This is a genomic window from Pseudomonas sp. WJP1 (assembly GCF_028471945.1).
Taxonomy (GTDB): domain Bacteria; phylum Pseudomonadota; class Gammaproteobacteria; order Pseudomonadales; family Pseudomonadaceae; genus Aquipseudomonas.
Genome location: NZ_CP110128.1, coordinates 1949323 through 1971521, shown reverse-complemented (window position 1 = coordinate 1971521; position 22199 = coordinate 1949323). Strand labels below are relative to the sequence as shown.

General features: G+C 61.4%; 17 protein-coding genes. 9 read left to right on the top strand and 8 right to left on the bottom strand.

From position 1 onward, the window contains the following. Positions 1 to 13: 13 nt before the first annotated feature. Positions 14 to 2161: a fatty acid oxidation complex subunit alpha FadB gene (gene fadB / locus OH720_RS08975; protein ID WP_272605294.1), complete on the bottom strand. Its 2148-nt coding sequence runs from the start codon at positions 2159 to 2161 to the stop codon at positions 14 to 16. 643 nt (positions 2162 to 2804) lie between these two features. Continuing rightward, a complete protein-coding gene (locus tag OH720_RS08970; RefSeq protein WP_272605293.1) occupies positions 2805 to 3242 on the bottom strand; it encodes a hypothetical protein in 438 nt (145 codons plus the stop codon). A gap of 104 nt (positions 3243 to 3346) precedes the next feature. Between OH720_RS08970 and OH720_RS08965 the strand changes: the two genes are divergently transcribed. Then, entirely contained in the window at positions 3347 to 3787 is a 441-nt protein-coding gene (locus OH720_RS08965) for a universal stress protein (protein ID WP_008057932.1), read from the top strand. Between the two features lie 178 nt (positions 3788 to 3965). Here OH720_RS08965 and OH720_RS08960 read toward each other — a convergent pair whose 3' ends face one another. Further along, positions 3966 to 5885: an ATP-binding cassette domain-containing protein gene (locus OH720_RS08960; protein ID WP_180204999.1), complete on the bottom strand. Its 1920-nt coding sequence runs from the start codon at positions 5883 to 5885 to the stop codon at positions 3966 to 3968. 213 nt (positions 5886 to 6098) lie between these two features. On the opposite strand from OH720_RS08960, the gene OH720_RS08955 reads away from it, so the two are divergent. Next, positions 6099 to 8027, top strand: coding sequence for a transglycosylase SLT domain-containing protein (locus OH720_RS08955; RefSeq protein WP_272605292.1), 1929 nt, complete (start codon positions 6099 to 6101; stop codon positions 8025 to 8027). A gap of 52 nt (positions 8028 to 8079) precedes the next feature. On the opposite strand, the gene OH720_RS08950 is transcribed toward OH720_RS08955, so the two are convergent. Next, positions 8080 to 9846: an ABC transporter transmembrane domain-containing protein gene (locus OH720_RS08950; protein ID WP_442967270.1), complete on the bottom strand. Its 1767-nt coding sequence runs from the start codon at positions 9844 to 9846 to the stop codon at positions 8080 to 8082. 259 nt (positions 9847 to 10105) lie between these two features. On the opposite strand from OH720_RS08950, the gene OH720_RS08945 reads away from it, so the two are divergent. Next, a complete protein-coding gene (locus OH720_RS08945; protein WP_272605291.1) occupies positions 10106 to 10285 on the top strand; it encodes a PA1571 family protein in 180 nt (59 codons plus the stop codon). Positions 10286 to 10442: 157 nt separating this feature from the next. Here OH720_RS08945 and pdxB read toward each other — a convergent pair whose 3' ends face one another. Then, positions 10443 to 11585 carry a 4-phosphoerythronate dehydrogenase PdxB gene (gene pdxB, locus OH720_RS08940; protein WP_272605290.1) on the bottom strand — a complete coding sequence of 381 codons (1143 nt, stop codon included), beginning with the start codon at positions 11583 to 11585 and terminating at the stop codon, positions 10443 to 10445. Between the two features lie 270 nt (positions 11586 to 11855). Between pdxB and OH720_RS08935 the strand changes: the two genes are divergently transcribed. Continuing rightward, on the top strand, positions 11856 to 13259 hold the full coding sequence (locus OH720_RS08935; protein WP_272605289.1) for an MATE family efflux transporter: 1404 nt from the start codon (positions 11856 to 11858) through the stop codon (positions 13257 to 13259). A gap of 108 nt (positions 13260 to 13367) precedes the next feature. Here the strand turns inward: OH720_RS08935 and tusA are convergent, their stop codons facing one another. Then, positions 13368 to 13619 carry a sulfurtransferase TusA gene (gene tusA / locus OH720_RS08930; RefSeq protein WP_033042637.1) on the bottom strand — a complete coding sequence of 84 codons (252 nt, stop codon included), beginning with the start codon at positions 13617 to 13619 and terminating at the stop codon, positions 13368 to 13370. A gap of 156 nt (positions 13620 to 13775) precedes the next feature. Then, entirely contained in the window at positions 13776 to 14849 is a 1074-nt protein-coding gene (rlmM, locus tag OH720_RS08925; protein ID WP_272605288.1) for a 23S rRNA (cytidine(2498)-2'-O)-methyltransferase RlmM, read from the bottom strand. 221 nt (positions 14850 to 15070) lie between these two features. Between rlmM and acnA the strand changes: the two genes are divergently transcribed. From acnA to OH720_RS08900, 5 genes are all read left to right on the top strand, one after another. Then, positions 15071 to 17812: an aconitate hydratase AcnA gene (gene acnA / locus OH720_RS08920; RefSeq protein ID WP_272605287.1), complete on the top strand. Its 2742-nt coding sequence runs from the start codon at positions 15071 to 15073 to the stop codon at positions 17810 to 17812. A 164-nt stretch (positions 17813 to 17976) separates the two neighbouring features. Beyond that, complete coding sequence (locus OH720_RS08915) at positions 17977 to 18240, top strand: hypothetical protein (RefSeq protein ID WP_272605286.1); 264 nt, start codon at positions 17977 to 17979, stop codon at positions 18238 to 18240. A gap of 57 nt (positions 18241 to 18297) precedes the next feature. Further along, positions 18298 to 19086, top strand: a complete 789-nt coding sequence (locus OH720_RS08910) for a CPBP family intramembrane glutamic endopeptidase (RefSeq protein ID WP_272605285.1) — start codon at positions 18298 to 18300, stop codon at positions 19084 to 19086. Positions 19087 to 19189: 103 nt separating this feature from the next. Further along, positions 19190 to 20755: a methyl-accepting chemotaxis protein gene (locus OH720_RS08905; RefSeq protein ID WP_272605284.1), complete on the top strand. Its 1566-nt coding sequence runs from the start codon at positions 19190 to 19192 to the stop codon at positions 20753 to 20755. A 244-nt stretch (positions 20756 to 20999) separates the two neighbouring features. Further along, a complete protein-coding gene (locus tag OH720_RS08900; protein WP_272605283.1) occupies positions 21000 to 21143 on the top strand; it encodes a hypothetical protein in 144 nt (47 codons plus the stop codon). A gap of 292 nt (positions 21144 to 21435) precedes the next feature. Here OH720_RS08900 and OH720_RS08895 read toward each other — a convergent pair whose 3' ends face one another. Next, the gene (locus OH720_RS08895; RefSeq protein WP_272605282.1) at positions 21436 to 22137 is read right to left on the bottom strand and encodes an alpha/beta family hydrolase; all 702 of its coding nucleotides are present in this window, start codon (positions 22135 to 22137) and stop codon (positions 21436 to 21438) included. Positions 22138 to 22199 lie beyond the last annotated feature (62 nt).

Sequence of the window (22199 nt, the reverse complement as noted above, 5' to 3'; positions counted from 1 at the left end):
AAAGTTGGGACGCTTAACCGAAGAACCGTTGGCCAGTCTTGGCCATTTCACGCAGTTTTGCGGTCGGGTGGTACAGCGCGCCCAAATCAGCGTACTGGTCAGCCAGGGCAACGAACTCTGCTACACCAAGCGAATCGATGTAGCGCAGCGCACCGCCACGGAATGGAGGGAAACCGATACCGTAGACCAGGCCCATGTCGGCTTCGGCGGCGGTTTCGACAATGCCGTCTTCCAGGCAACGCACGGTTTCCAGGCACAGCGGGATCATCATCCAGTTGATGATGTCTTCGTCGGTGACTTCGCGCTGTTCGAAGACGATTGGCTTGAGCACTTCCAGCACCGACGGGTCGGCGACTTTCTTCTGCTTGCCCTTCTTGTCGGTCTCGTAGGCGTAGAAGCCCTTGCCGTTCTTCTGGCCCAGGCGCTTGGCTTCGTAGAGCACGTCCACGGCCGAGCGAGTGTCGTCCTTCATGCGGTCCGGGAAGCCTTCAGCCATCACGTCGCGACCGTGGTGGCCGGTGTCGATGCCGACCACGTCCATCAGGTACGCCGGGCCCATTGGCCAGCCGAATTTCTCCATGACCTTGTCGATACGCACGAAGTCCACACCGGCGCTGACTAGCTTGGCGAAACCGCCGAAGTACGGGAACAGCACGCGGTTGACCAAAAAGCCCGGGCAGTCGTTGACCACGATCGGGTTCTTGCCCATTTTCTTGGCGTAGGCAACGGTAGTGGCCACTGCCAGCTCGCTGGATTTCTCACCACGGATCACTTCCACCAGCGGCATCATGTGCACCGGGTTGAAGAAGTGCATGCCGACGAAGTTTTCCGGACGCTTGAGGGCCTTGGCCAGCAGACTGATGGAAATGGTCGAGGTGTTCGAGGCGAGGATGGTGTCCTCTTTGACCTTGTCTTCGACTTCGGCCAGTACCGCTTGCTTGACCTTCGGGTTCTCGACGACCGCTTCGACCACCAGGTCCACGTGACCGAAATCACCGTAGGACAGGGTCGGACGAATGCCGTTGAGCACTTCAGCCATTTTCGCGGCGGTCATGCGGCCTTTGTCAACGCGGCCAACCAGCAGCTTGGCGGCTTCAGCCAGACCCTGCTCGATACCGTGCTCGTTGATGTCCTTCATCAGGATCGGCGTGCCTTTGGACGCCGACTGATAGGCGATACCGCCACCCATGATGCCGGCGCCCAGTACGGCGGCCTGCTTCACGTCCTTGGCGATTTCGTCGTAGGCCTTGGCTTTTTTCTTCAGTTCCTGATCGTTCAGGAACAGACCGATCAGGCTCTGTGCAGCGGCGGTCTTGGCCAGTTTGACGAAACCGGCAGCCTCGATTTCCAGGGCCTTGTCACGACCGAAGTTCGCGGCTTTCTGGATGGTCTTGATCGCTTCGACCGGGGCCGGGTAGTTCGGGCCCGCCTGGCCGGCCACGAAACCTTTGGCGGTTTCGAAAGCCATCATTTGCTCGATAGCGTTCAGCTTGAGTTTTTCAAGCTTCGGCTGGCGCTTGGCCTTGTAGTCGAACTCGCCGGAAATGGCGCGCTTGATCAGTTCCAGCGCAGCTTCCTGCAGTTTTTCAGGAGCAACCACGGCATCGACGGCACCAACTTTCAGCGCGTCTTCAGGACGGTTTTCCTTGCCGGCGGCAATCCACTCGATGGCGTTGTCGGTACCGATCAGGCGCGGCAGGCGCACGGTGCCGCCGAAGCCCGGGTAGATGCCCAGCTTGACTTCCGGCAGGCCGATCTTGGCCTTGGTCGACATGACGCGGTAGTCCGCTGCCAGGCACATTTCCAGACCGCCACCCAACGCGATGCCGTTGATTGCGGCGACAGTCGGGACGTTGAGGTCTTCGAAATCGCTGAAAATCTTGTTGGCTTCGAGGTTGCCAGCCACAAGCTCTGCATCCGGCAGCTTGAAGTTGTCGACGAATTCGGTGATGTCGGCACCGACGATGAACACGTCCTTGCCACTGCTGACGATCACACCCTTGATCGAAGCATCTGCCTTGATGGCGTCCACGGCCTGACGCAGTTCGTTCAGGGTTAGACGGTTGAACTTGTTGACGGACTCACCCTTGAGATCGAACTTCAGTTCGACGATGCCACTTTCAAGAGCCTTAACCGTGATGGCTTTACCTTCGTAAATCATCAACTGATCTCCACGATATGGAAGCTGAACAGTACACGCCGGACGCAGGCGGATGGCTGGCAGGGACGTCTCTCGTCGATGCTACGCCTATCCACCCGGCACACCCGCCAACGCGATAGTCGGGATTCTGTAGGAGCTGTTTGTCATACAAACGCTCATTTCATACGCCCGTTTGATTTGGGTACGCCACCTTCACGGAAATTCCGACAATTGTCAATCGCCCAAAGTATGGGTTGAGCGGCGACCTGGCGGTCATTTCTGTAAGACGAAGGCCTGCAACACGAAGCTGCATTGGCAAACATTCATAGAATCAATGATTAGAAAATTCGCCCTAATTCGCGGCAGCCTGTGTTTAACCGGCTACGCTGGCGGAACCTGGGGAAAAAATTGAACGCTTTTGGCGAATGCCCAGCGTAAGATCAGCCCAAACCGAATTACCGGCCTGCCTGGCCAACCCCGCCCGATGACGCTGTCGGGCTTTTTATTGCCTGCAAAATACTTGTGGTCGACGCTCGATGGCTCGCGAAGAACCTGTAGGAGCGAGCCTGCTCGCGATGAACCTGAGGGCACCGCGGGGTGTCAGGCATCCCCCGCCATCGTTGACGACCATCGCGAGCAGGCTCGCTCCTACAGGGGATCGAGATTAGGCCAGCGCCTTGAGGGTCGAGTCGATGTGCTGCAACACCTCAGCTTCGCCCTTCTCCCCCCAATACAGGGTAATCATCTGCTTGTCGGCCTCGACCTTGTAGACATTGTCTGGCAACTTTTCGAAATGATTGAGCAGCGCCGGATCGTCGCAGGGTTCCTGCCACTGATTGACCCATAGACCCGGTGATTTTTGCCAGTAACTCCAGCACGCCGGTTGATTGCCCCTGCGTGGTCGATGGTACTGCGCACAAGGGTTTGGCGGCTCCTGGCTGAGCCAGTGCGGCCACTCCTGAGGCGCCAGCTGCATAGCCAGGCCAATGCGTCGCGCCTCCATGCGTAGGGCCATGCGGCCGCTCTGATGGCGCGAGGGTCGCAGCCATGCCAGGGGGCTCAACACCACCAGCAGGATTGACACCACTATCCAGACCGTCATATCTGTACTCCCGATTCTTGATGAGCGCATTGAGTCACTTTGGAGCCAATGCGCTTGAAACCAGCCATACTTACCAATATTGCAATCCTCAGGAGGAGCACCTCATGCCCTACAACCATATTCTGGTCGCTGTAGACCTGACCGAAGAGTGCGACCCTGTAATCCACCGCGCTCGCGAGCTGGCGGTGAGCAATGGGGCGAAATTGTCCCTGGTGCATATCGTCGAGCCGATGGCCATGGCCTTTGGTGGCGATGTGCCAATGGACCTGTCACAACTGCAACAACAGCAGTTCGACCAGGCCAAGGAGCGACTCGATCGCCTGATCTTGAAATACCCTGAGCTCTCCAGGGAATACAGCCACCTGACCTACGGCCAGCCCCGCCAGGAAATTCACCACCTGGCCAAGGAGCAAGGGTGCGACATGATCGTGGTCGGCAGTCACGGCCGCCATGGCCTGGCACTGCTGCTGGGCTCCACCGCCAACGACGTCCTGCACGGCGCGCCTTGCGATGTGCTTGCAGTGCGCCTGCAAAGCAAAAGCTGACAACACCGCCCCATTGTAGGAGCGAGCCTGCTCGCGATGAACCTGAGAGCGCCACGGCTCCCCGTGTCATCGTTGACGACCATCGCGAGCAGGCTCGCTCCTACAGGTGGATTGCATTCCATATGAAAAGCCCGGCGTTCACGTGTGTGAAGCCGGGCTTTTTTTATTGCAGGATCATTCAGGCATCCAGCTCGGCCCAGCGCTCGACCATGATGTCGAGTTCAGCCTGCAACTGTGCCAGCTGCGCGATCACGGCGGCGGTTTCCGTTGCCGGACGCAGGTAGAAGCCGGCATCGGCCATCTGCCCCTCAACCGCGACGATCTGCTGTTCCATGGCTTCGATCTGGCCCGGCAACGCTTCCAGCTCACGCTGCAGCTTGTAGCTGAGCTTCTTCTTCGCCACCGGCGCCTCGACGGCGGCCGCAACGGGTGCAGGCTCGGCCTTGACCACGGCGGAGTTCAGGTCGGCCTTGCCGGACTTGCTCTCGGTCACGCCCAGCAGGCGCGGCGAACCGCCCTGGCGCAGCCAGTCCTGATAGCCACCGACGTACTCGCGAACCTTGCCTTCACCTTCGAAGACCAGGGTGCTGGTAACCACGTTGTCGAGGAATGCCCGGTCGTGGCTGACCATCAGCACGGTGCCGTTGAAGGTCAGCAAGACTTCTTCGAGCAGTTCGAGGGTTTCAACGTCGAGGTCGTTGGTCGGTTCGTCGAGCACCAGCAGGTTCGCCGGCTTGCTGAACAGCTTGGCCAGCAACAAACGGGCACGCTCGCCCCCGGACAGCGCCTTGACCGGCGTGCGGGCACGCTGCGGGCTGAACAGGAAGTCGCCGAGGTAGCTCAGCACGTGGCGGCTCTGGCCGTCGATATCGATGAAGTCGCGACCTTCGGCGACGTTGTCGATCACGGTCTTTTCCAGGTCCAGCTGGTGGCGCAACTGGTCGAAGTAGGCAACGTCGATCTTGGTACCCTCTTCCACCTTGCCGCTGGTGGGCTGCAGGCCACTGAGCATCAGCTTGAGCAACGTGGTCTTGCCGGTGCCGTTGGCGCCGAGCAGGCCGATGCGGTCGCCGCGCTGCAGCACCATGGAGAAGTCCTTGATCAGGAACGGGCCGCCCGGGTGAGCGAAACTCACGTTCTCGAGCACCATCACCTGCTTGCCGGACTTGTCGGCGGTTTCCAGCTGGATGTTGGCCTTGCCGGTGCGCTCACGACGCTCGCTGCGCTCGACGCGCAGGGCCTTCAGGGCGCGTACGCGGCCTTCGTTACGGGTACGACGGGCCTTGATGCCCTGGCGAATCCACACTTCTTCCTGGGCCAGGCGCTTGTCGAACAGCGCGTTGGCGGTGGCTTCGGCGGCCAGCTCGGCTTCTTTGTGCACCAGGAAACTGGCGTAGTCGCCGTTCCAGTCGATCAGGCCACCGCGATCCAGTTCCAGGATGCGGGTTGCCAGGTTCTGCAGGAAGGAACGGTCGTGCGTGATGAACAGCACGGCGCCCTGGAAATCCTTCAGGGCTTCTTCCAGCCAGGCGATCGCACCGATGTCCAGGTGGTTGGTCGGTTCGTCGAGCAGCAGCAGGTCCGGCTCGGACACCAGGGCCTGGGCCAGCAGCACGCGACGACGCCAGCCGCCGGACAACTCGGCGAGGGTCTTGTCGGCCGGCAACTGCAAGCGGCTCAAGGTGCTGTCGACCAGGGTCTGCAAACGCCAGCCGTCACGGGCTTCGAGGTCGTGCTGGACGTGCATCAGCTTGTCCAGGTCGGCATCGGTGACGATGTTCTGGCTCAGGTGGTGATATTCGGCGAGCAAGGCGCCAACGCCGTCCAGGCCTTCGGCCACCACGTCGAACACTGTCCGCTCGTCGGCTACCGGCAATTCTTGCGGCAATTCGCCAATCTTGAGCCCGGGTGCGCGCCAAACCGAGCCATCATCGGGCTTCTGGTCGCCCTTGACGAGCTTCATCATGCTGGACTTGCCAGTGCCGTTGCGGCCGATGATGCACACCCGCTCTCCACGGGCGATCTGCCAGGACACCTTGTCCAACAACGGCATAGCGCCGAAAGCAAGGGACACATCGCTGAATTTGAGCAGGGTCATGAGCTTCTCCAAAAACCGGGCGCGCATTCTACCTGAAACCGGGCCTCAGCAGGCCGGCATTTTCACCCTGGCAACACTCTGCACGACAAATGTTGCGAACTGATGCAGAGGGGGTCGCAAAGCTTTCACCGGTTGCTGGCAAAAGGCTAAGCTACGGAGAATTCAGTGTGGGCATCGCCAGCACTTGTCATGTTTTTTCTGTCCGGACGTCTCATGCGCAGTCGCCTTCTCAATCTTTTGTCCTGTTTTTTACTTTCTGCCGCTGCCGTTCAATCCGTCCAGGCGGTGGACCTGTCCACCCAACGCCAGTACTACGATGAAGCCAAGCGCGCCTTGGCCAAGGGCGACACCGGTCCGTATTTCCGTTACAACCAGGCCCTGGCCGACTATCCGCTGGAGCCGTACCTGGCCTACGACGAGCTGACCGCGCGCCTGAAAACCGCGAGCAATGCCGAGATCGAGAAGTTCCTCGCCGAACACGGCGACCTGCCCCAGGCCAACTGGATGAAGCTGCGCTGGTTGCGCTGGCTGGCCGAACGCGGCGACTGGGCGACGTTCGTCAAGTATTACGACCCGAAAATGAATTTCACCGAACTGGACTGCCTGAACGCGCAGTACCAGATCAGCCACAACCTCAAGACCGAAGGTTACGCCAACGCCAACAAGCTCTGGCTGACCGGCAAATCGCAACCGGCCGCCTGTGACGCCCTGTTCGGCATGTGGGCCGCCGAAGGCCAGTTGACCGAGCAGAAGCGCTGGGAACGCACCAAGCTCGCCGCCCAGGCGCGCAACTACCCACTGGCCACCAGCCTGGTCAATGGCTTGACCACCCTCGCCCCCCGTGGCCGCCTGCTGATCGATGTGGCACAGAACCCGGAGCTGCTCAATTCGCCGTCGCGCTTCGCTCCGGCCGACGAACCGATGTCCGACGTGGTCAGCCTCGGCCTGCGCCGCCTCGCCCGCCAGGACCCGGACCGGGCCATGGCCCTGCTCGACGGTTACGCCAGCAGCATGCACTTCTCGCGGGATGAAAAAGTGGCCATCGCCCGGGAAATCGGGCTGACCCTGGCGCGACGTTACGACAGCCGCGCGCTGGACATGATGACCAAATACGACCCGGAACTGCGCGACAACACAGTGTCTGAATGGCGCATGCGGTTGTTGCTGCGCCTGGCGCGCTGGGACGATGCCTACCAGCTGACCCGCCGCCTGCCCCAGGACCTGGCCACCACCAACCGCTGGCGCTACTGGCAGGCCCGCAGCCTGGAACTGGCGCAACCGCAAAACCCCGAGGCGCAAACCCTCTATAAAAACCTGGCCCGCGAGCGCGATTTCTATGGCTTCCTCGCCGCCGACCGGTCGCAGTCGCCGTATTCGCTGAACAACAAACCGCTGGTGCTGAGCCAGGCGACCATCAACAAGGTGCGCAATACCCCCGGCATACGCCGCGCCCTGGAATTCCATGCCCGCGGGCAGATCGTCGATGGTCGCCGCGAGTGGTACCACGTCAGCCGTCACTTCAGCCGTGACGAAATGGTCGCCCAGGCCAAACTGGCCTACGACCTGAAATGGTATTTCCCGGCGATTCGTACCATCAGCCAGGCGCAGTACTGGGACGACCTGGACATTCGCTTCCCGATGGCCCATCGCAATACGCTGGTGCGTGAAGCCAAAAACCGCGGCTTGCATTCGAGCTGGGTGTTCGCCATCACCCGCCAGGAAAGCGCCTTCATGGACGACGCCCGCTCCAGCGTCGGTGCCAGCGGCCTGATGCAACTGATGCCCGCCACCGCCAAGGAAACTTCGCGAAAATTCAGTATTCCTTATGCGTCGCCGCAGCAACTGTTCGAACCGGACAAGAACATCCAGCTCGGCGCGGCCTACCTGAGCCAGGTCCACAGCCAGTTCAACGGCAACCGCGTCCTCGCCTCCGCCGCCTACAACGCAGGCCCCGGCCGCGTGCGTCAGTGGCTGCGCGGTGCCGATCACCTGAGCTTCGACGTCTGGGTAGAAAGCATCCCGTTCGACGAAACCCGCCAGTACGTACAGAACGTGCTGTCGTATTCGGTGATCTACGGCCAGAAACTCAACTCACCGCAGCCGCTGGTGGATTGGCATGAGCGGTACTTCGACGACCAATAACAGGTCACCTGTAGGAGCGAGCATGCTCGCTCCTACACGCCACCCCGATAATTCATGCCGCTTCATGTCCATCACTGAACTGCAACGCCGCCAACCGCGCATACAACGCGTTGTTCGCAATCAACGATTGGTGCGTCCCCACCGCTACCAACTTCCCCTGATCCATCACCGCAATGCGATCGGCGTTTTTCACCGTGGCCAGGCGGTGGGCGATGACCAGGGTGGTGCGATTTTTCATCAGGCTCGGCAATGCCTGCTGGATCAGGTGTTCGCTTTGGGCGTCGAGGGCGCTGGTGGCTTCGTCCAGTAGCAGGATGGGCGCATCCACCAGCAGCGCGCGGGCGATGGCCAGGCGCTGACGCTGGCCGCCGGACAAGCCGAGGCCGCCGTCCCCCAGGTGCGTCTGGTAACCGTTGGGCATGGCTTCGATGAAGTCGTGGGCGTAGGCGATTTTCGCCGCCTCGCGGACCTCGGCCAGGGTCGCCGTCGGGTTGCCGTAGCGCAGGTTGTCCTCGATGCTGCCGAAGAACAGCGCCGGGGTTTGCGAGACCAGGGCGAAGCAACGCCGCAGGTCCAGCGGATCGAGCTGGGTCAGGGGCACGCCGTCGAGCAGAATCCGTCCTTCGGCGGGGTCGTAAAAACGCAGCAGCAGATCATACACCGTCGACTTGCCGGCCCCGGACGGTCCGACCAACGCCAGGGTCTCCCCGGCCTGGATATTCAGGCTCAGGCCGTCAACCGCGTAGCTTTCAGGGCGCGAGGGGTAGCAGAAGCGCACGTCCTGCAACACCAGGTCCCCCCGCACCCGCTCGGGCAAGGTCACCCGGCCAGTGGTCGGTGGCTGGATGATGTTCTGCGCGCGCAGCAACTCGGCGATCCGCTCGGCCGCGCCCGCCGCGCGCTGCAACTCGCCGATCACCTCACTCAGGGTGCCGAACGCACTGCCGACGATCAGGCTGTAGAAGACGAATGCCGCCAGCTCGCCCGCGGAAATCCTCCCGGCAATCACGTCCATGCCGCCGACCCAGAGCATCACGCCGACGGCGCCCAGCACCAGCACAATCACCAGGGTAATCAGCCAGGCCCGCTGGAAAATGCGCTTGCGCGCCGTGTCGAACGCCTCTTCCACAGTGACTGCGAAACGCTGTTCGTCCTGGGCCTGGTGGTTGTAGGCCTGCACGGTCTTGATCTGGCCCAGGGTCTCGGACACATAGCTGCCGATGTCGGCAATCCGGTCCTGGCTCAGGCGCGACAGGCTGCGCACCCGCCGGCCGAAAATCAGGATCGGGGCGATCACCAACGGCAAGGCAATCACCACGATGCTGGTGAGCTTGGGATTGGTGACAAATAGCAGGACAATCCCACCAATCACCATCAGCAAGTTGCGCAAGAACAATGACAGCGAGGAGCCGATCACCGATTGCAGCAGCGTGGTATCGGCGGTCAAGCGCGACTGGATCTCGGAGCTGCGGTTGTCCTCGTAGAATCCCGGGTGCAGGTAAACCAGATGATTGAACACCCGGCGGCGGATGTCGGCGACACAACGCTCGCCGATCCACGACACCAGGTAAAACCTTGCAAAAGTGCCGACCGCCAGGCCGATCACCAGCAGCATGAACAAACCGATGGACTGGTTGAGCAACTGCGGCGACTGGGTCATGAACCCCTGGTCTACCAACAGGCGAATCCCCTGCCCCATAGACAAGGTAATGCCCGCCGTGACAACCAGCGCGAACAGGGCACCCAGCGCTTGCCAGCGATAAGGAGCGATGAAGCGACTGGCCAGGCGAATCGCACGACGGTGACGAACAGTGAGCATTTGCATCATCCACAATGGAGCCATTGACAGGACCAGCGTACACCGAGCAACAAGGTGCCATGGCTGAATCAGAATGAGTCAGGTTAATTATGACCATGCAGTCTAGTGCCTAGACAGTATTGGTCTAAAGTTCGGGTAGCCAGGTTGGGCTATTTCTGGTCGACTGGCGGTGCCGTTCAGGAGCGATCGCAGGGAGCTGTCACAGCCTGGTCACCTGACGGTTCTAAACTAGGCACACAACCTGATGAGGAGACAGGCCATGTCCTTGCAAAACAGCAGCGATGACAAGATTCAAGTGATTCGCACAAAGCCAGACCAGTCTCTGGGGTGCTCGATAATCGATGAACAGGGCCGCGAAGAACCGATCACTGAAGAGATGATCCAGAAAGCCTGCAGCGAACTGGAGAAGCGATTGGTCAAGCCTGCCGAAGAGAAGTGATGTAACCACCGTCTTCATTGACCCGGCCCTTGAGGGCCGGGTTTTTTATTGCCTGCCTTGTAGGAGCCAGGCTTGCCGGCGAACGAGGCAATGCGGTGTATCTGCCACACCGCGTTATCGTTCTTCGCGGGCAAGCCTCGCTCCTACAGGCGAGTGTTCAGATAGCCGTTGCTCCCAACGCCGCCACGATCTGCCGCAACGCTGGCGCATCCCCATCGATACGCACTTGCAACCCGTCGATCTCCCGTCGCGACGGGTACTGCTTGCGCAACACGTCGAACGCCGCACGCTGCTCGCTCACACTGCCGACCAGGCTGCGGCGGAAATCCGCATCGTCACGGCGCGGGTCGTACACGCCACGGCACAGCATCGCCAGGGCCCAGGCCGGGTCGGAGTCTCCAGTCAAGGTGACATGCGACAGCCAGGGGGCTGGTAGCAAGTCGCTCAGGCTGACCTGGGGCGCTTGCCCGAGGAACTCGCAGTACGCCTGATAGATCTGCGCCGTTCCGCGCTGCTTGCCATCGAGGCTGTAGCCGGCAATGTGCGGCGTGGCCAGCACGCAGAGCTCGGCCAGGGCCACATCGACTTCAGGCTCGCCCTCCCAGACATCGAGTACCGCCTGCAGGTCTTCGCGCTCCAGCAGCACCTCTCGCAGGGCGTTGTTGTCCACCACCGGGCCACGGCTGGCGTTGATCAGCCAGGTGCCGGGATTGAGTTGGTTCAGGCGGCGTTGATCGAACAGGTGCCAGGTCGGCTGAGCGCCCTTGCGGGTCAGCGGAGTGTGCAGGCTGATGACGTCGCATTGCTCGATGATTTGCTCAAGGCTGACGTAATCGCCCCCTTCAGCAGCCTGGCGTGGCGGATCGCAGACCAGCACCCTCCAGCCCAGGCCCTGCAGGACCTTGACCAGCCGTCCACCGACCTCACCGGCACCGACCACGCCGTAGGTACGTTGGGTCAGGTCGGCGCCTTCGATTTCAGCCAGGGTCAGCAGGCTGCCGAGCACGTAGTCGACCACACCGCGGGCGTTGCAGCCCGGCGCACTGGACCAGGTGATGCCGGCCTGCTGGAAGTATTCCAGGTCCAGATGATCGGTGCCGATGGTGCAGGTGCCGACAAAACGTACCTTGCTGCCTTCAAGCAACGCACGGTCGACGCGGGTAACCGAACGCACCAGTAGTACATCGGCCTGTTCGACGGTGGCGCGGTCGATGGAACGCCCCGGCACCCGGCGGATTTCGCCGAACGTCTGGAAGAAGGCGTCGAGCAGGGGGATATTTTCGTCGGCAACGATCAGCATGTCAGGCTCCTTTGGCGGACCGGCAGTGTAGGCGTAGAGGGTACCTGCCGCCTAGCACACATCTCCTCCTTCTTGTAGGAGCGTGGCTTGCCCGCGAATGGAACGCCGCGCTACTCCTGAAACACCGCGTTATCGTTCTTCGCGGGCAAGCCACGCTCCTACAAGGGAAGGAGTGCTGAATTACAAATGCCCAACACAGTCTTTTCCTGACCGCTGCGTCAACGCGTAGAATGCGCACCCGCGCATGAAAAATCTTTGGACGTTTTGCCCTTGAATTCCGTGACTGACCACACCTCCAGCCCTTCCCTCTCCCGCCCCGCCCGGGTTCGCCTGGAGCTGAAAAATCTGCTCGGCCTGGCCTTGCCGATCATGATCGCGCAGCTGGCCACAACGGCGATGGGCTTCGTCGATGCGGTGATGGCCGGCCGGGTAGGGCCACGCGACCTGGCGGCGGTGGCACTGGGCAATTCGATCTGGGTGCCGGTGTTCCTGCTGATGACCGGCACTTTGCTGGCCACCACACCGAAAGTCGCCCAGCGCTTTGGTGCGGGCACCCACAGCGAGATCGGCCCGATCGTGCGTCAGGCACTGTGGCTGGCCCTGGTGGTCGGCCTGATGGCGACCGGCATGTTGCTGTGCGCCGAACCGATCTTGCGGGTGATGAAGGTCGATCCCGAACTGATCGGCCCCTGCATGCAGTACCTGCACGGCATCGCCAGCGGCCTGCCCGCGGTCGCGCTCTACCATGTGCTGCGTTGCTTCAGTGACGGCCTGGGTCGCACCCGCCCGGCGATGGTCCTGGGCCTGTGCGGCCTGGCGCTGAACATTCCACTGAACTACGTGTTCATCTATGGCCACTTCGGCGTACCGGCCATGGGTGGCGTCGGTTGCGGCTGGGCCACGGCGATCGTGATGTGGGTGATGGCCCTGGGCATGGCCGGCTGGGAGCGCTGGGCGCCGGCGTATCAATCGAGCCAGCTGTTCAGCCGTTTCGACTGGCCGCAATGGTCGGTGATCAAGCGCTTGCTGGGCATCGGCCTGCCCATCGGCATTGCCGTGTTCGCCGAATCGAGCATCTTCGCGGTGATCGCCCTGTTGATCGGCAGCCTCGGCGCCACCGTGGTCGCCGGGCACCAGATCGCCCTGAACTTCAGCTCGCTGGTGTTCATGATTCCCTACTCCCTGGGCATGGCCGTGACCGTTCGAGTCGGCCAGGCGCTTGGGCGCGAGCAACCCCGTGAAGCGCGCTTCGCCGCGGGCGTCGGCATGGGCACGGCACTGGCGTACGCCTGCCTGTCGGCGAGCATGATGCTGTTGCTGCGCGAGCACATCGCCACGATCTACACGGCGGACCCGACGGTGATCAAGGTGGCGGCGATGTTGATCGTGTATTCGGCGCTGTTCCAGTTTTCCGATGCGATCCAGGTCACGGCGGCCGGTGCGTTGCGCGGTTATCAGGACACCCGGGTGACCATGATCCTGACGCTGTTCGCCTACTGGGGCATCGGCCTGCCGGTCGGCTACGCCCTGGGACTGACGGACTGGTTCGGCACGCCTAGCGGCCCGAGCGGCCTGTGGCAGGGCCTGATCGTCGGCCTGAGCTGTGCGGCGCTGATGCTGTCGATCCGCCTGACGCGCAGTGCGCGCAAACGCATTCGCAACGGCCTGAATTGACCCTGTACCTGTAGGAGCGAGGCTTGCCCGCGAAGGCGTCGTATCAGGCACACCGCCTTCGCGGGCAAGTCGGATCGCCGCCCGCTCGCTCCTACAGGGCTTTGTGGGTCAGCTGGATTTTTTGCGGATCCAGTAGAGGTATGTGCCGGCGTCTTCATGTTGCCCCACCAGTTCATGGTCGAGAAACACGCAGAACTTGGGAATGTCGCGGCGGGTCGACGGATCGGTGGCGATCACCTTGAGCAGGCCGCCCGGCACCAGGTCACGGATGTGCTGGTGCAGCATCATCACCGGCTCCGGGCAGTTGAGGCCGGTGGCGTCGAGGGTGCCGTCTACCGGCTTATCAAGCATTTCACTCATGATTCACTCCTGAAACTTGCCGGCATTGTACACCGCTGATCGTTCCCACGCTCTGCGTGGGAATGCATCCCATGACGCTCTGCGTCACATCCAAAAGGCGGAACGCGGAGCGCCCCTGGCGGCATTCCTTTGCTGCGCGTGGGAACGATCGGGTTGCTAGCGGGACTTGGGTTTCTTCACATCCAACCGGCGCAAATGGCAGGTCACTTCCTCACGGTCGTGGTATAGCTGCTTGCAGCCGATCTCCACGCGAATGCCCCGCGCCTTGAAACCATCGGCGATCCGCTCGAGCAAGCGCTTCACTTCGGCGTAGCGCTGTTTCATCGGCAGCTTGAGGTTAACCACCGCCTCGCGGCAATGCCCCTCGCCGATCCACTCTTCCAGCATCGCCGCGTTGCGTGCCGGTTTCTCGACGATGTCGCAGACCATCCAGTCCACCGGCTGCTTGGGCTTGAAGGTGAAGCCGTCGGCCATCAAATGCTGCACCAGGCCGGTGTCCATCAGGCTTTCAGCCATCGGGCCATTGTCGATGGCGGTCACCAGCATGCCGCGGTTGACCAGCTGCCAGGTCCAGCCGCCGGGCGCAGCACCCAAGTCAACCCCGGTCATGTCGCTGTGCAGGCGCTCGTCCCACTGGTCCCGCGGGATGAAGTGGTGCCAGGCCTCCTCGAGCTTCAAGGTCGAACGGCTCGGCGCCTCGCGGGGGAATTTCAGGCGCGGGATGCCCATCGGCCACATCGCCGAGTTGTTCGACTCCGCCAGGCCGACGAACACTTCACGGCCGCTCTTGAACGTCAGCAACAAGCGCGGCTTGTTTGCATCGTCCACCAGCTTGCCGGCGCCGGTCAGCGCCTTGCGCAGCGGGCCTTCGAACTTCTTGCAGAAGTTCGACAGCTCCTTGCCATCATTGGTGTCGACCACTTCCAGCCACAGGCTGCCGCAGGTCGGAAAATCCGCCAGGTGCGCGAGGATCACACTGATGCGATCACTCTCCGGCAGGTCAATGAAAATCCCCCGGGCCCACTGGCGCGGGAAGATCAGATTGGCAAACCGCTGCCCGCGCATCAGGCGCTCGGCACCGTCTTCCTCGGTGCAGACAAACTCGGCGCAGGCACTGGCAGCCTTGGCCTTGGCATAACCGGCCACGTTCAGTTGTGCGGCGAGGTCGGAAATCTCGGAACAGACTTCACCTTCGAAGCCCGGCCGGCAATGCATAAAAAGGGTGTTCATTCTTACTCCTGGGCAGATGGCGAAACATTCACCACTGCGCGATGCCCAGACTTGCGCTGGCGCAAAGCCTGTCACGAAAACCGGCGCATGATAGCCGACTTCGGAACCCCGGACTTGCCCATAGAGTCCAGTTATTAGCCAGCTACTTAAAACAGGGCTAGGTTTAGTGCTCTGCCCGTTCCCTCAGTCCGTAGCCGTGCGGACTCAAAGGAGTGATCGTAATGCCGTCCCTCGATAGCCTGAAGACCCTCAAGACCCTACAAGTCGACGACAAGCTTTACCACTACTACAGCCTGCCGGAGGCCGCCAGAAGCCTCGGCGACCTGGACGCCCTGCCCATGTCCCTCAAAGTGCTGCTGGAAAACCTGCTGCGCTGGGAAGACGCCAAGACCGTCACCGGTGCCGACCTCAAGGCCATTGCCGCCTGGCTCAAGGAGCGCCGCTCCGACCGCGAGATCCAGTACCGCCCGGCGCGCGTGCTGATGCAAGACTTCACCGGCGTGCCCGCCGTGGTCGACCTGGCCGCCATGCGCGCGGCGATGGCCAAGGCCGGCGGCGACCCGCAGCGCATCAACCCATTGTCGCCGGTGGACCTGGTGATCGACCACTCGGTGATGGTCGACAAGTTCGCCAGCAGCAGCGCGTTCGAACAGAACGTCGACATCGAAATGCAGCGCAACGGCGAGCGATACGCCTTCCTGCGCTGGGGCCAGAGCGCCTTCGACAACTTCAGCGTGGTGCCACCGGGCACGGGCATCTGCCACCAGGTCAATCTCGAATACCTCGGCCGCACGGTCTGGACCAAGGACGAAGACGGCCGCACCTACGCCTTCCCCGACACCCTGGTCGGCACCGACTCCCACACCACCATGATCAACGGCCTCGGCGTACTCGGCTGGGGCGTCGGCGGCATCGAAGCGGAAGCGGCGATGCTCGGCCAACCGGTGTCGATGCTGATTCCCGAAGTGATCGGCTTCAAGCTCACCGGCAAACTCAAGGAAGGCATCACCGCCACTGACCTGGTGCTGACCGTCACCCAGATGCTGCGCAAGAAAGGCGTGGTCGGCAAATTCGTCGAGTTCTACGGCGACGGCCTGGCCGACCTGCCTTTGGCCGACCGCGCGACCATCGCCAACATGGCACCGGAATACGGCGCCACCTGCGGCTTTTTCCCGGTAGACGACGTAACCCTGAACTACCTGCGCCTGTCCGGGCGCCCCGAGGCCACGGTGAAACTGGTCGAGGCCTACAGCAAGGCGCAAGGCCTGTGGCGCCTGCCGGGCAAGGAACCGCAATTCACCGACAGCCTGGCCCTGGACCTGGCCAGCGTCGAAGCCAGCCTGGCCGGGCCCAAGCGCCCGCAGGACCGCGTATCGCTGCCGAACGTCGCCCAAGCCTTCAGCGACTTCGTCGGCCTGCAACTCAAACCCACCAGCAAGGAAGAAGGCCGCCTGGAAAGCGAAGGCGGTGGCGGCGTGGCCGTAGGTAACGCGGACATGGCCGGCGAAGTGGACTACGAGTTCGAAGGCCAGACCCTTCGCCTGAAAAACGGCGCGGTGGTGATCGCCGCCATCACCTCCTGCACCAACACCTCCAACCCGAGCGTGATGATGGCGGCCGGGCTGGTGGCGAAAAAAGCCGTGGAAAAAGGCCTGCGCCGCAAACCCTGGGTGAAAAGCTCACTGGCCCCAGGCTCCAAAGTGGTCACCGACTACTACAAGGCGGCCGGCCTGACGCAGTACCTCGACGCCCTGGGTTTTGCCCTGGTCGGTTATGGTTGCACCACCTGCATCGGCAACTCCGGGCCACTGCCGGAGCCCATCGAAAAAGCCATCCAGAAGGCCGACCTCACCGTGGCCTCGGTGCTGTCAGGCAACCGCAACTTCGAGGGCCGGGTACATCCGCTGGTGAAAACCAACTGGCTGGCCTCGCCGCCGCTGGTGGTCGCCTACGCCCTGGCCGGCACCGTACGCATCGACCTCAGCCAAGAGCCCCTGGGCGAAGACCAGGACGGCAAACTGGTGTACCTGCGCGACATCTGGCCCAGCAGCCAGGAAATCGCCGAGGCCGTCGAACGGGTCAACACCGCCATGTTCCACAAGGAATACGCCGAAGTGTTCGCCGGCGACGAACAATGGCAAGCCATCGAAGTGCCGCAAGCGGCTACCTACGTCTGGCAGGACGACTCGACCTACATCCAGCATCCGCCGTTCTTCGACGACATCGGCGGCCCGCCCCCGGTGGTCAAGGACATCAGCGGCGCACGCATCCTCGCCCTGCTCGGCGACTCGGTGACCACCGACCACATCTCCCCCGCCGGCAACATCAAGGCCGACAGCCCGGCAGGCCACTACCTGCGCGAAAAAGGCGTGGAACCACGCGACTTCAACTCCTACGGCTCACGCCGCGGCAACCACCAGGTGATGATGCGCGGCACCTTCGCCAATATCCGCATCCGCAACGAAATGCTCCACGGCGAGGAAGGCGGCAACACCTTATACATCCCCACCGGTGAGAAACTGGCGATCTACGACGCCGCGATGCGCTATCAAGCGGCGGGCACCCCGCTGGTGGTGATCGCCGGCCAGGAATACGGCACCGGTTCAAGCCGCGACTGGGCCGCCAAGGGCACCAACCTGCTGGGGATCAAGGCGGTCATCGCCGAAAGCTTCGAACGCATCCACCGCTCCAACCTGGTGGGCATGGGCGTGCTGCCCCTGCAGTTCAAGCTCGACCAGAACCGCAAGAGCCTGAACCTGACCGGCCGCGAAACCCTGGACATCCTCGGCCTCACCGGCGTCGAACTGACACCGAGGATGAACCTGACCCTGGTCATCACCCGGGAAAACGGCAACCGTGAAAAAATCGAAGTGCTGTGCCGGATCGACACGCTCAACGAGGTGGAATACTTCAAGTCGGGGGGGATCTTGCACTACGTGCTGCGGCAATTGATTGCGTCATAACCACGTGACGATAAGTGTTGATGCTTCAGGCGCTGCTTGTTCGGCAACGGCGCCTGACGCTCCCCTGCCTATGCATGAGTTCAAGAAATGAAAATACCTGCCGATAGTCAGGACAATACGCTGTGGTAGGGTGTTTCTAGAGTTTGTGGTTATGGGTTTAGCGTATGAAAGAGATCTATCTATTGATCGAGCATGGCATTGATCAAGGCGAAGTTTATGTTCTTGGTTGGTTCGATGACGAGAAAAGGGCGAAGGAAATCGCCGAGGAAAAAGAGTGGGAAGCGTATCGCGAAAGCTTGAAAACAGGACACGCCTGGTCAAATCACAAGCCGTTGCCGCCGGACCAAACTGAATATCGGCGATTCTGGATCAAAGAGGTCTCCAGGTTTGATCGCGTTCCAGTCCCAGGGTCATCGGCCGTTCATTGACCCTCGCTCTTGTGCTGACGCACTCAGAAGGATGTTCGACCTAACAAGGAACCCTTCATGCTCGTGTTGCCCTGGCCGTACCTGACACTCCTGTCTGCCGGGTACGTCCTGGCACTCACCTATGGTCAACTGACCATCCACGCAAGCACCGCTATCATCCTCTTGCTGCTAGCCGGCTTTGCCGCCCGGCAACAACGCTTTCACTACGGTCAATACCTCGGCCATGCACTGTTCATCCTCCTGACCCTCGCCCTTGCTCTCCATTGGTGGCCGGGGTTCTACAACGCCAGGATGATCGACCAGGTTCGCTTTACCGAGAACGCCGTCCCCTTCTCAATGAACCTCAATCTGGACAAACCGCTGATTGGCTTCTGGCTACTGCTCGTATGCCCATGGATCGTCGGGCGGCACTCGCTGGCACAGGTTGTAAAGGCAAGCGCCTTGGCGCTGAGCCTGACCGCATTCGTCACGCTAGCGGGAGCCTGGTTGCTGGGCATCGTGCAATGGTCACCAAAATGGCCGGCACAAGCATGGCTATGGCTCAATAACAACCTCCTGCTGGTGACGGTGGTAGAAGAAGCCTTGTTTCGTGGCTACCTGCAAGGCGGCCTGAGCCGGCGCTTCGAACACCTGCCCCATGGCGACCACATTGCCCTGCTGATCGCTTCGCTGCTGTTCGGGCTTGCACATTGGGGCGCTGGCTGGGAATGGACAGTGCTGGCCAGCCTGGCGGGCGTTGGCTACGGACTGGCATATCGCTTCGGCGGCCTGGCAGCCGCCATCGCCACACACTTTGGCTTGAACCTGCTGCACTTCGGATTGTTCACGTATCCGATGGCTGGCTGACGCAATGGTCATTTTGCGACGCGTCATTAATTATCGAAAAATAATCTCAACAAATCGCTAATGATGCCGATACAGCACTTGAGAGCCTTGTGGATTAAAAAATATGCGTAATAACCAGCCCATCACCCAACGCGAACGGACCTTTCCGGCTCAGCAACGGTTGATCTCCACCACCGATGCCAAGGGCATGATCACCTACTGCAACGACGCTTTCGTCGAGATCAGCGGGTTTTCGCGTGAGGAACTGATCCGGGCGCCGCATAACCTGGTGCGTCACCCAGATGTGCCCGCTGCGGTCTTCGCGCACATGTGGGACACACTCAAACAAGGCTTGCCATGGATGGGCATTGTCAAGAATCGCTGCAAGAACGGTGACCACTACTGGGTTAACGCCTATGTGACACCGGTCTTCGAGGGCAATCAGGTCATCGGTTACGAGTCGGTGCGGGTCAAGCCCACCGCCGAACAGATTCGCCGCGCCGAAGCGCTCTACCAACGCATCAACCAGGGCAAGCCCGCCATCCCCGCTACCGATAAATGGTTGCCGGTCCTGCAGGACTGGCTGCCTTTCATCCTGGTCAGCCAGTTGAGCTTCATGATCGGCGCGACACTGAACTCGCAGTGGGGCTTTGCCCTGGCGGCCGCTCTTTCGGTGCCGCTGGGCCTGTTGGGCCTGGGCTGGCAGCAACGCGGCATCAAGCGTTTGCTGCGCCTGGCCGAGCAGACCACGTCCGACCCGCTGATCGCGCAGATGTACACCGACAGCCGCGGCGCCCAGGCACGCCTGGAAATGTCGATCCTCAGCCAGGAAGCCCGCCTGAAAACCTGCCTGACCCGCCTGCAGGACACCGCCGAGCACCTGACCGACCAGGCGAAGCAATCCGACGCCCTGGCGCACAACAGCTCCAGCGGCCTTGAACGCCAACGCATCGAGACCGAACAGGTGGCCACCGCCGTCAACCAGATGGCCGCCACCACCCAGGAAGTCGCCAGCCACGTGCAACGCACCGCTGACGCTACCCAGGAAGCCAACCGCCTGACCGGGCGCGGCCGCGACATCGCCGGGGAAACACGCGAAGCTATTCAGCGCCTCTCGGTGGTGGTGGGCGAGACCGGCCTGACCGTGACGCAACTGGCCAAGGACAGCAACGAAATCGGCGGCGTGGTCGACGTGATCAAAGGCATCGCCGACCAGACCAACCTGCTGGCACTGAACGCGGCCATTGAAGCGGCGCGTGCCGGCGAGATGGGTCGTGGTTTTGCGGTAGTGGCCGACGAAGTTCGCCAGCTGGCCCAACGCACCAGCGAATCCACCGGGCAGATCCACGCCCTGATCGCCAAGCTCCAGCAAACCGCGGGCACCGCGGTGCAAACCATGGAAGCCGGGCATCGCCAGGCCGAAGAAGGCGTGGCGCGGGTACTGGAAGCGGATCAGGCCCTGGTGGGGATCAGTGAAGCGGTCGCCAACATCACCGACATGACCACCCAGATCGCCGCCGCGACCGAAGAGCAAAGTGCCGTGGCCGAAGAAATCAGCCGCAACATCAGCAACATCTCGGCACTGGCGGACCAGACCTCGGAACAGGCCCAGAACTCGGCGCTGTTGAGTGAAGAGCTGACCAAGACGGCGAATACCCAGTATTCGTTGGTGGAGCGGTTTAACCGCTGATTGATGCTGGCAGAACAAGACCCGGACTGCGAAGGCTTCCGGGTTTTTTATTGCCCATCTGAAATTGATGTCGCCAGCCAGGGCTACTGGCGACGATACCCAGACTACACACCTATAGGCACCTGCCTACAAATTTGCCAGAAGCCGCCGACTTGTGCGCCTCGGAGCCGAACTCTATCGTTTGCCGGTAAAAACTTAATCACATAAGCTGGTCAGTATGAATACACAACCTTCGGAGGCTCCGATGGCCACCACCAAAAAGGACAAACCCAACAAAAAGGCTGTCCGCGATGAGCTGACATTCCTTGATGTTCGGCAAGCCGCGCGTGATGGGCAGAAAGTGTTCGATAAATTTGTGATCACTGGCAGGCTACCTATTACAAAGTAGGCTTGGATGCCAACCGTCACAATCTCTGCGCTTTTCGAACAAATACGTAACTGGCAGAACTTCGCTGCACACTTTTACAACTACAAAGTGTGCGGAGAACTGCCGGCAATTTTCGGGCGGGACGAACGGCTCGATCTGAGCGACATGCATCACATCCACTTGGCGAGCACTCAAGCGATTCAAACGCGATGGGCGAAAATCAACCGCCAGTATTACCACACAGCATTGGTCAATGACCCTGACAATGACTTTTGGCTGATCTATGCCTATGACGCCTTTCGGGACGAGTACCCTACAGAAACGCAGCCACCCGACTCGCCGCAGTCGCCGCAGTCGCCGCAGTCGCCGCAGTCGCCAAATGCTGCTCATGGGTAAACCCCGAAGCCTTCAACGGCTTCAAATCATGATCCCCCGCCTCCAGCCATAACACCTCGATACTCGGTGACAGCGTGTAGCCCTCGACCGCCTCACGATTGCCCAACGCATCGCGCTCACCCTGCACGATCAGCGTACGGGTCTTCAGCGCCGCCAGATGTTCCACCCGCGGTTTCTCGGGCTTGCCCACCGCATAAAACGGATAGCCCAGGCACACCAACGCATCGGCTCCCAGTTCATCGGCGAGAAGGCTGGCCGCCCGCCCGCCCATGGACTTGCCGCCAATGGCCAAGGGCCCAGTGACATGGCGTCGCACCTGGGCATACACCTCGCGCCAGCATTCCAGCAACTTTGGCATTGGATTGGGCGGGCGTTTGCCGCCATCGACACGCCGCTGCACCATGTACGGAAATTCGAAGCGCAATACGTTGACGCCTTGATCGGCGAGGCGTGCAGCCATGTCGTTCATCCAGTCACTGTCCATCGGCGCACCGGCGCCGTGGGCCAGGATCAGGGTCGCCGAGGCCTTGCCCGAAGCCGCATCCCACAGCCATCCCTGTTCGCGTACGCACTGCGCCCATTGATCCCCGTCAATACCGGCCTTGTGCTGTTTGTCCATGCTTGCCTCGCTTTTAGTCTGCCTATAACTCCAGGCGAAGGGGACGTTGCCAAGCGCTGCGC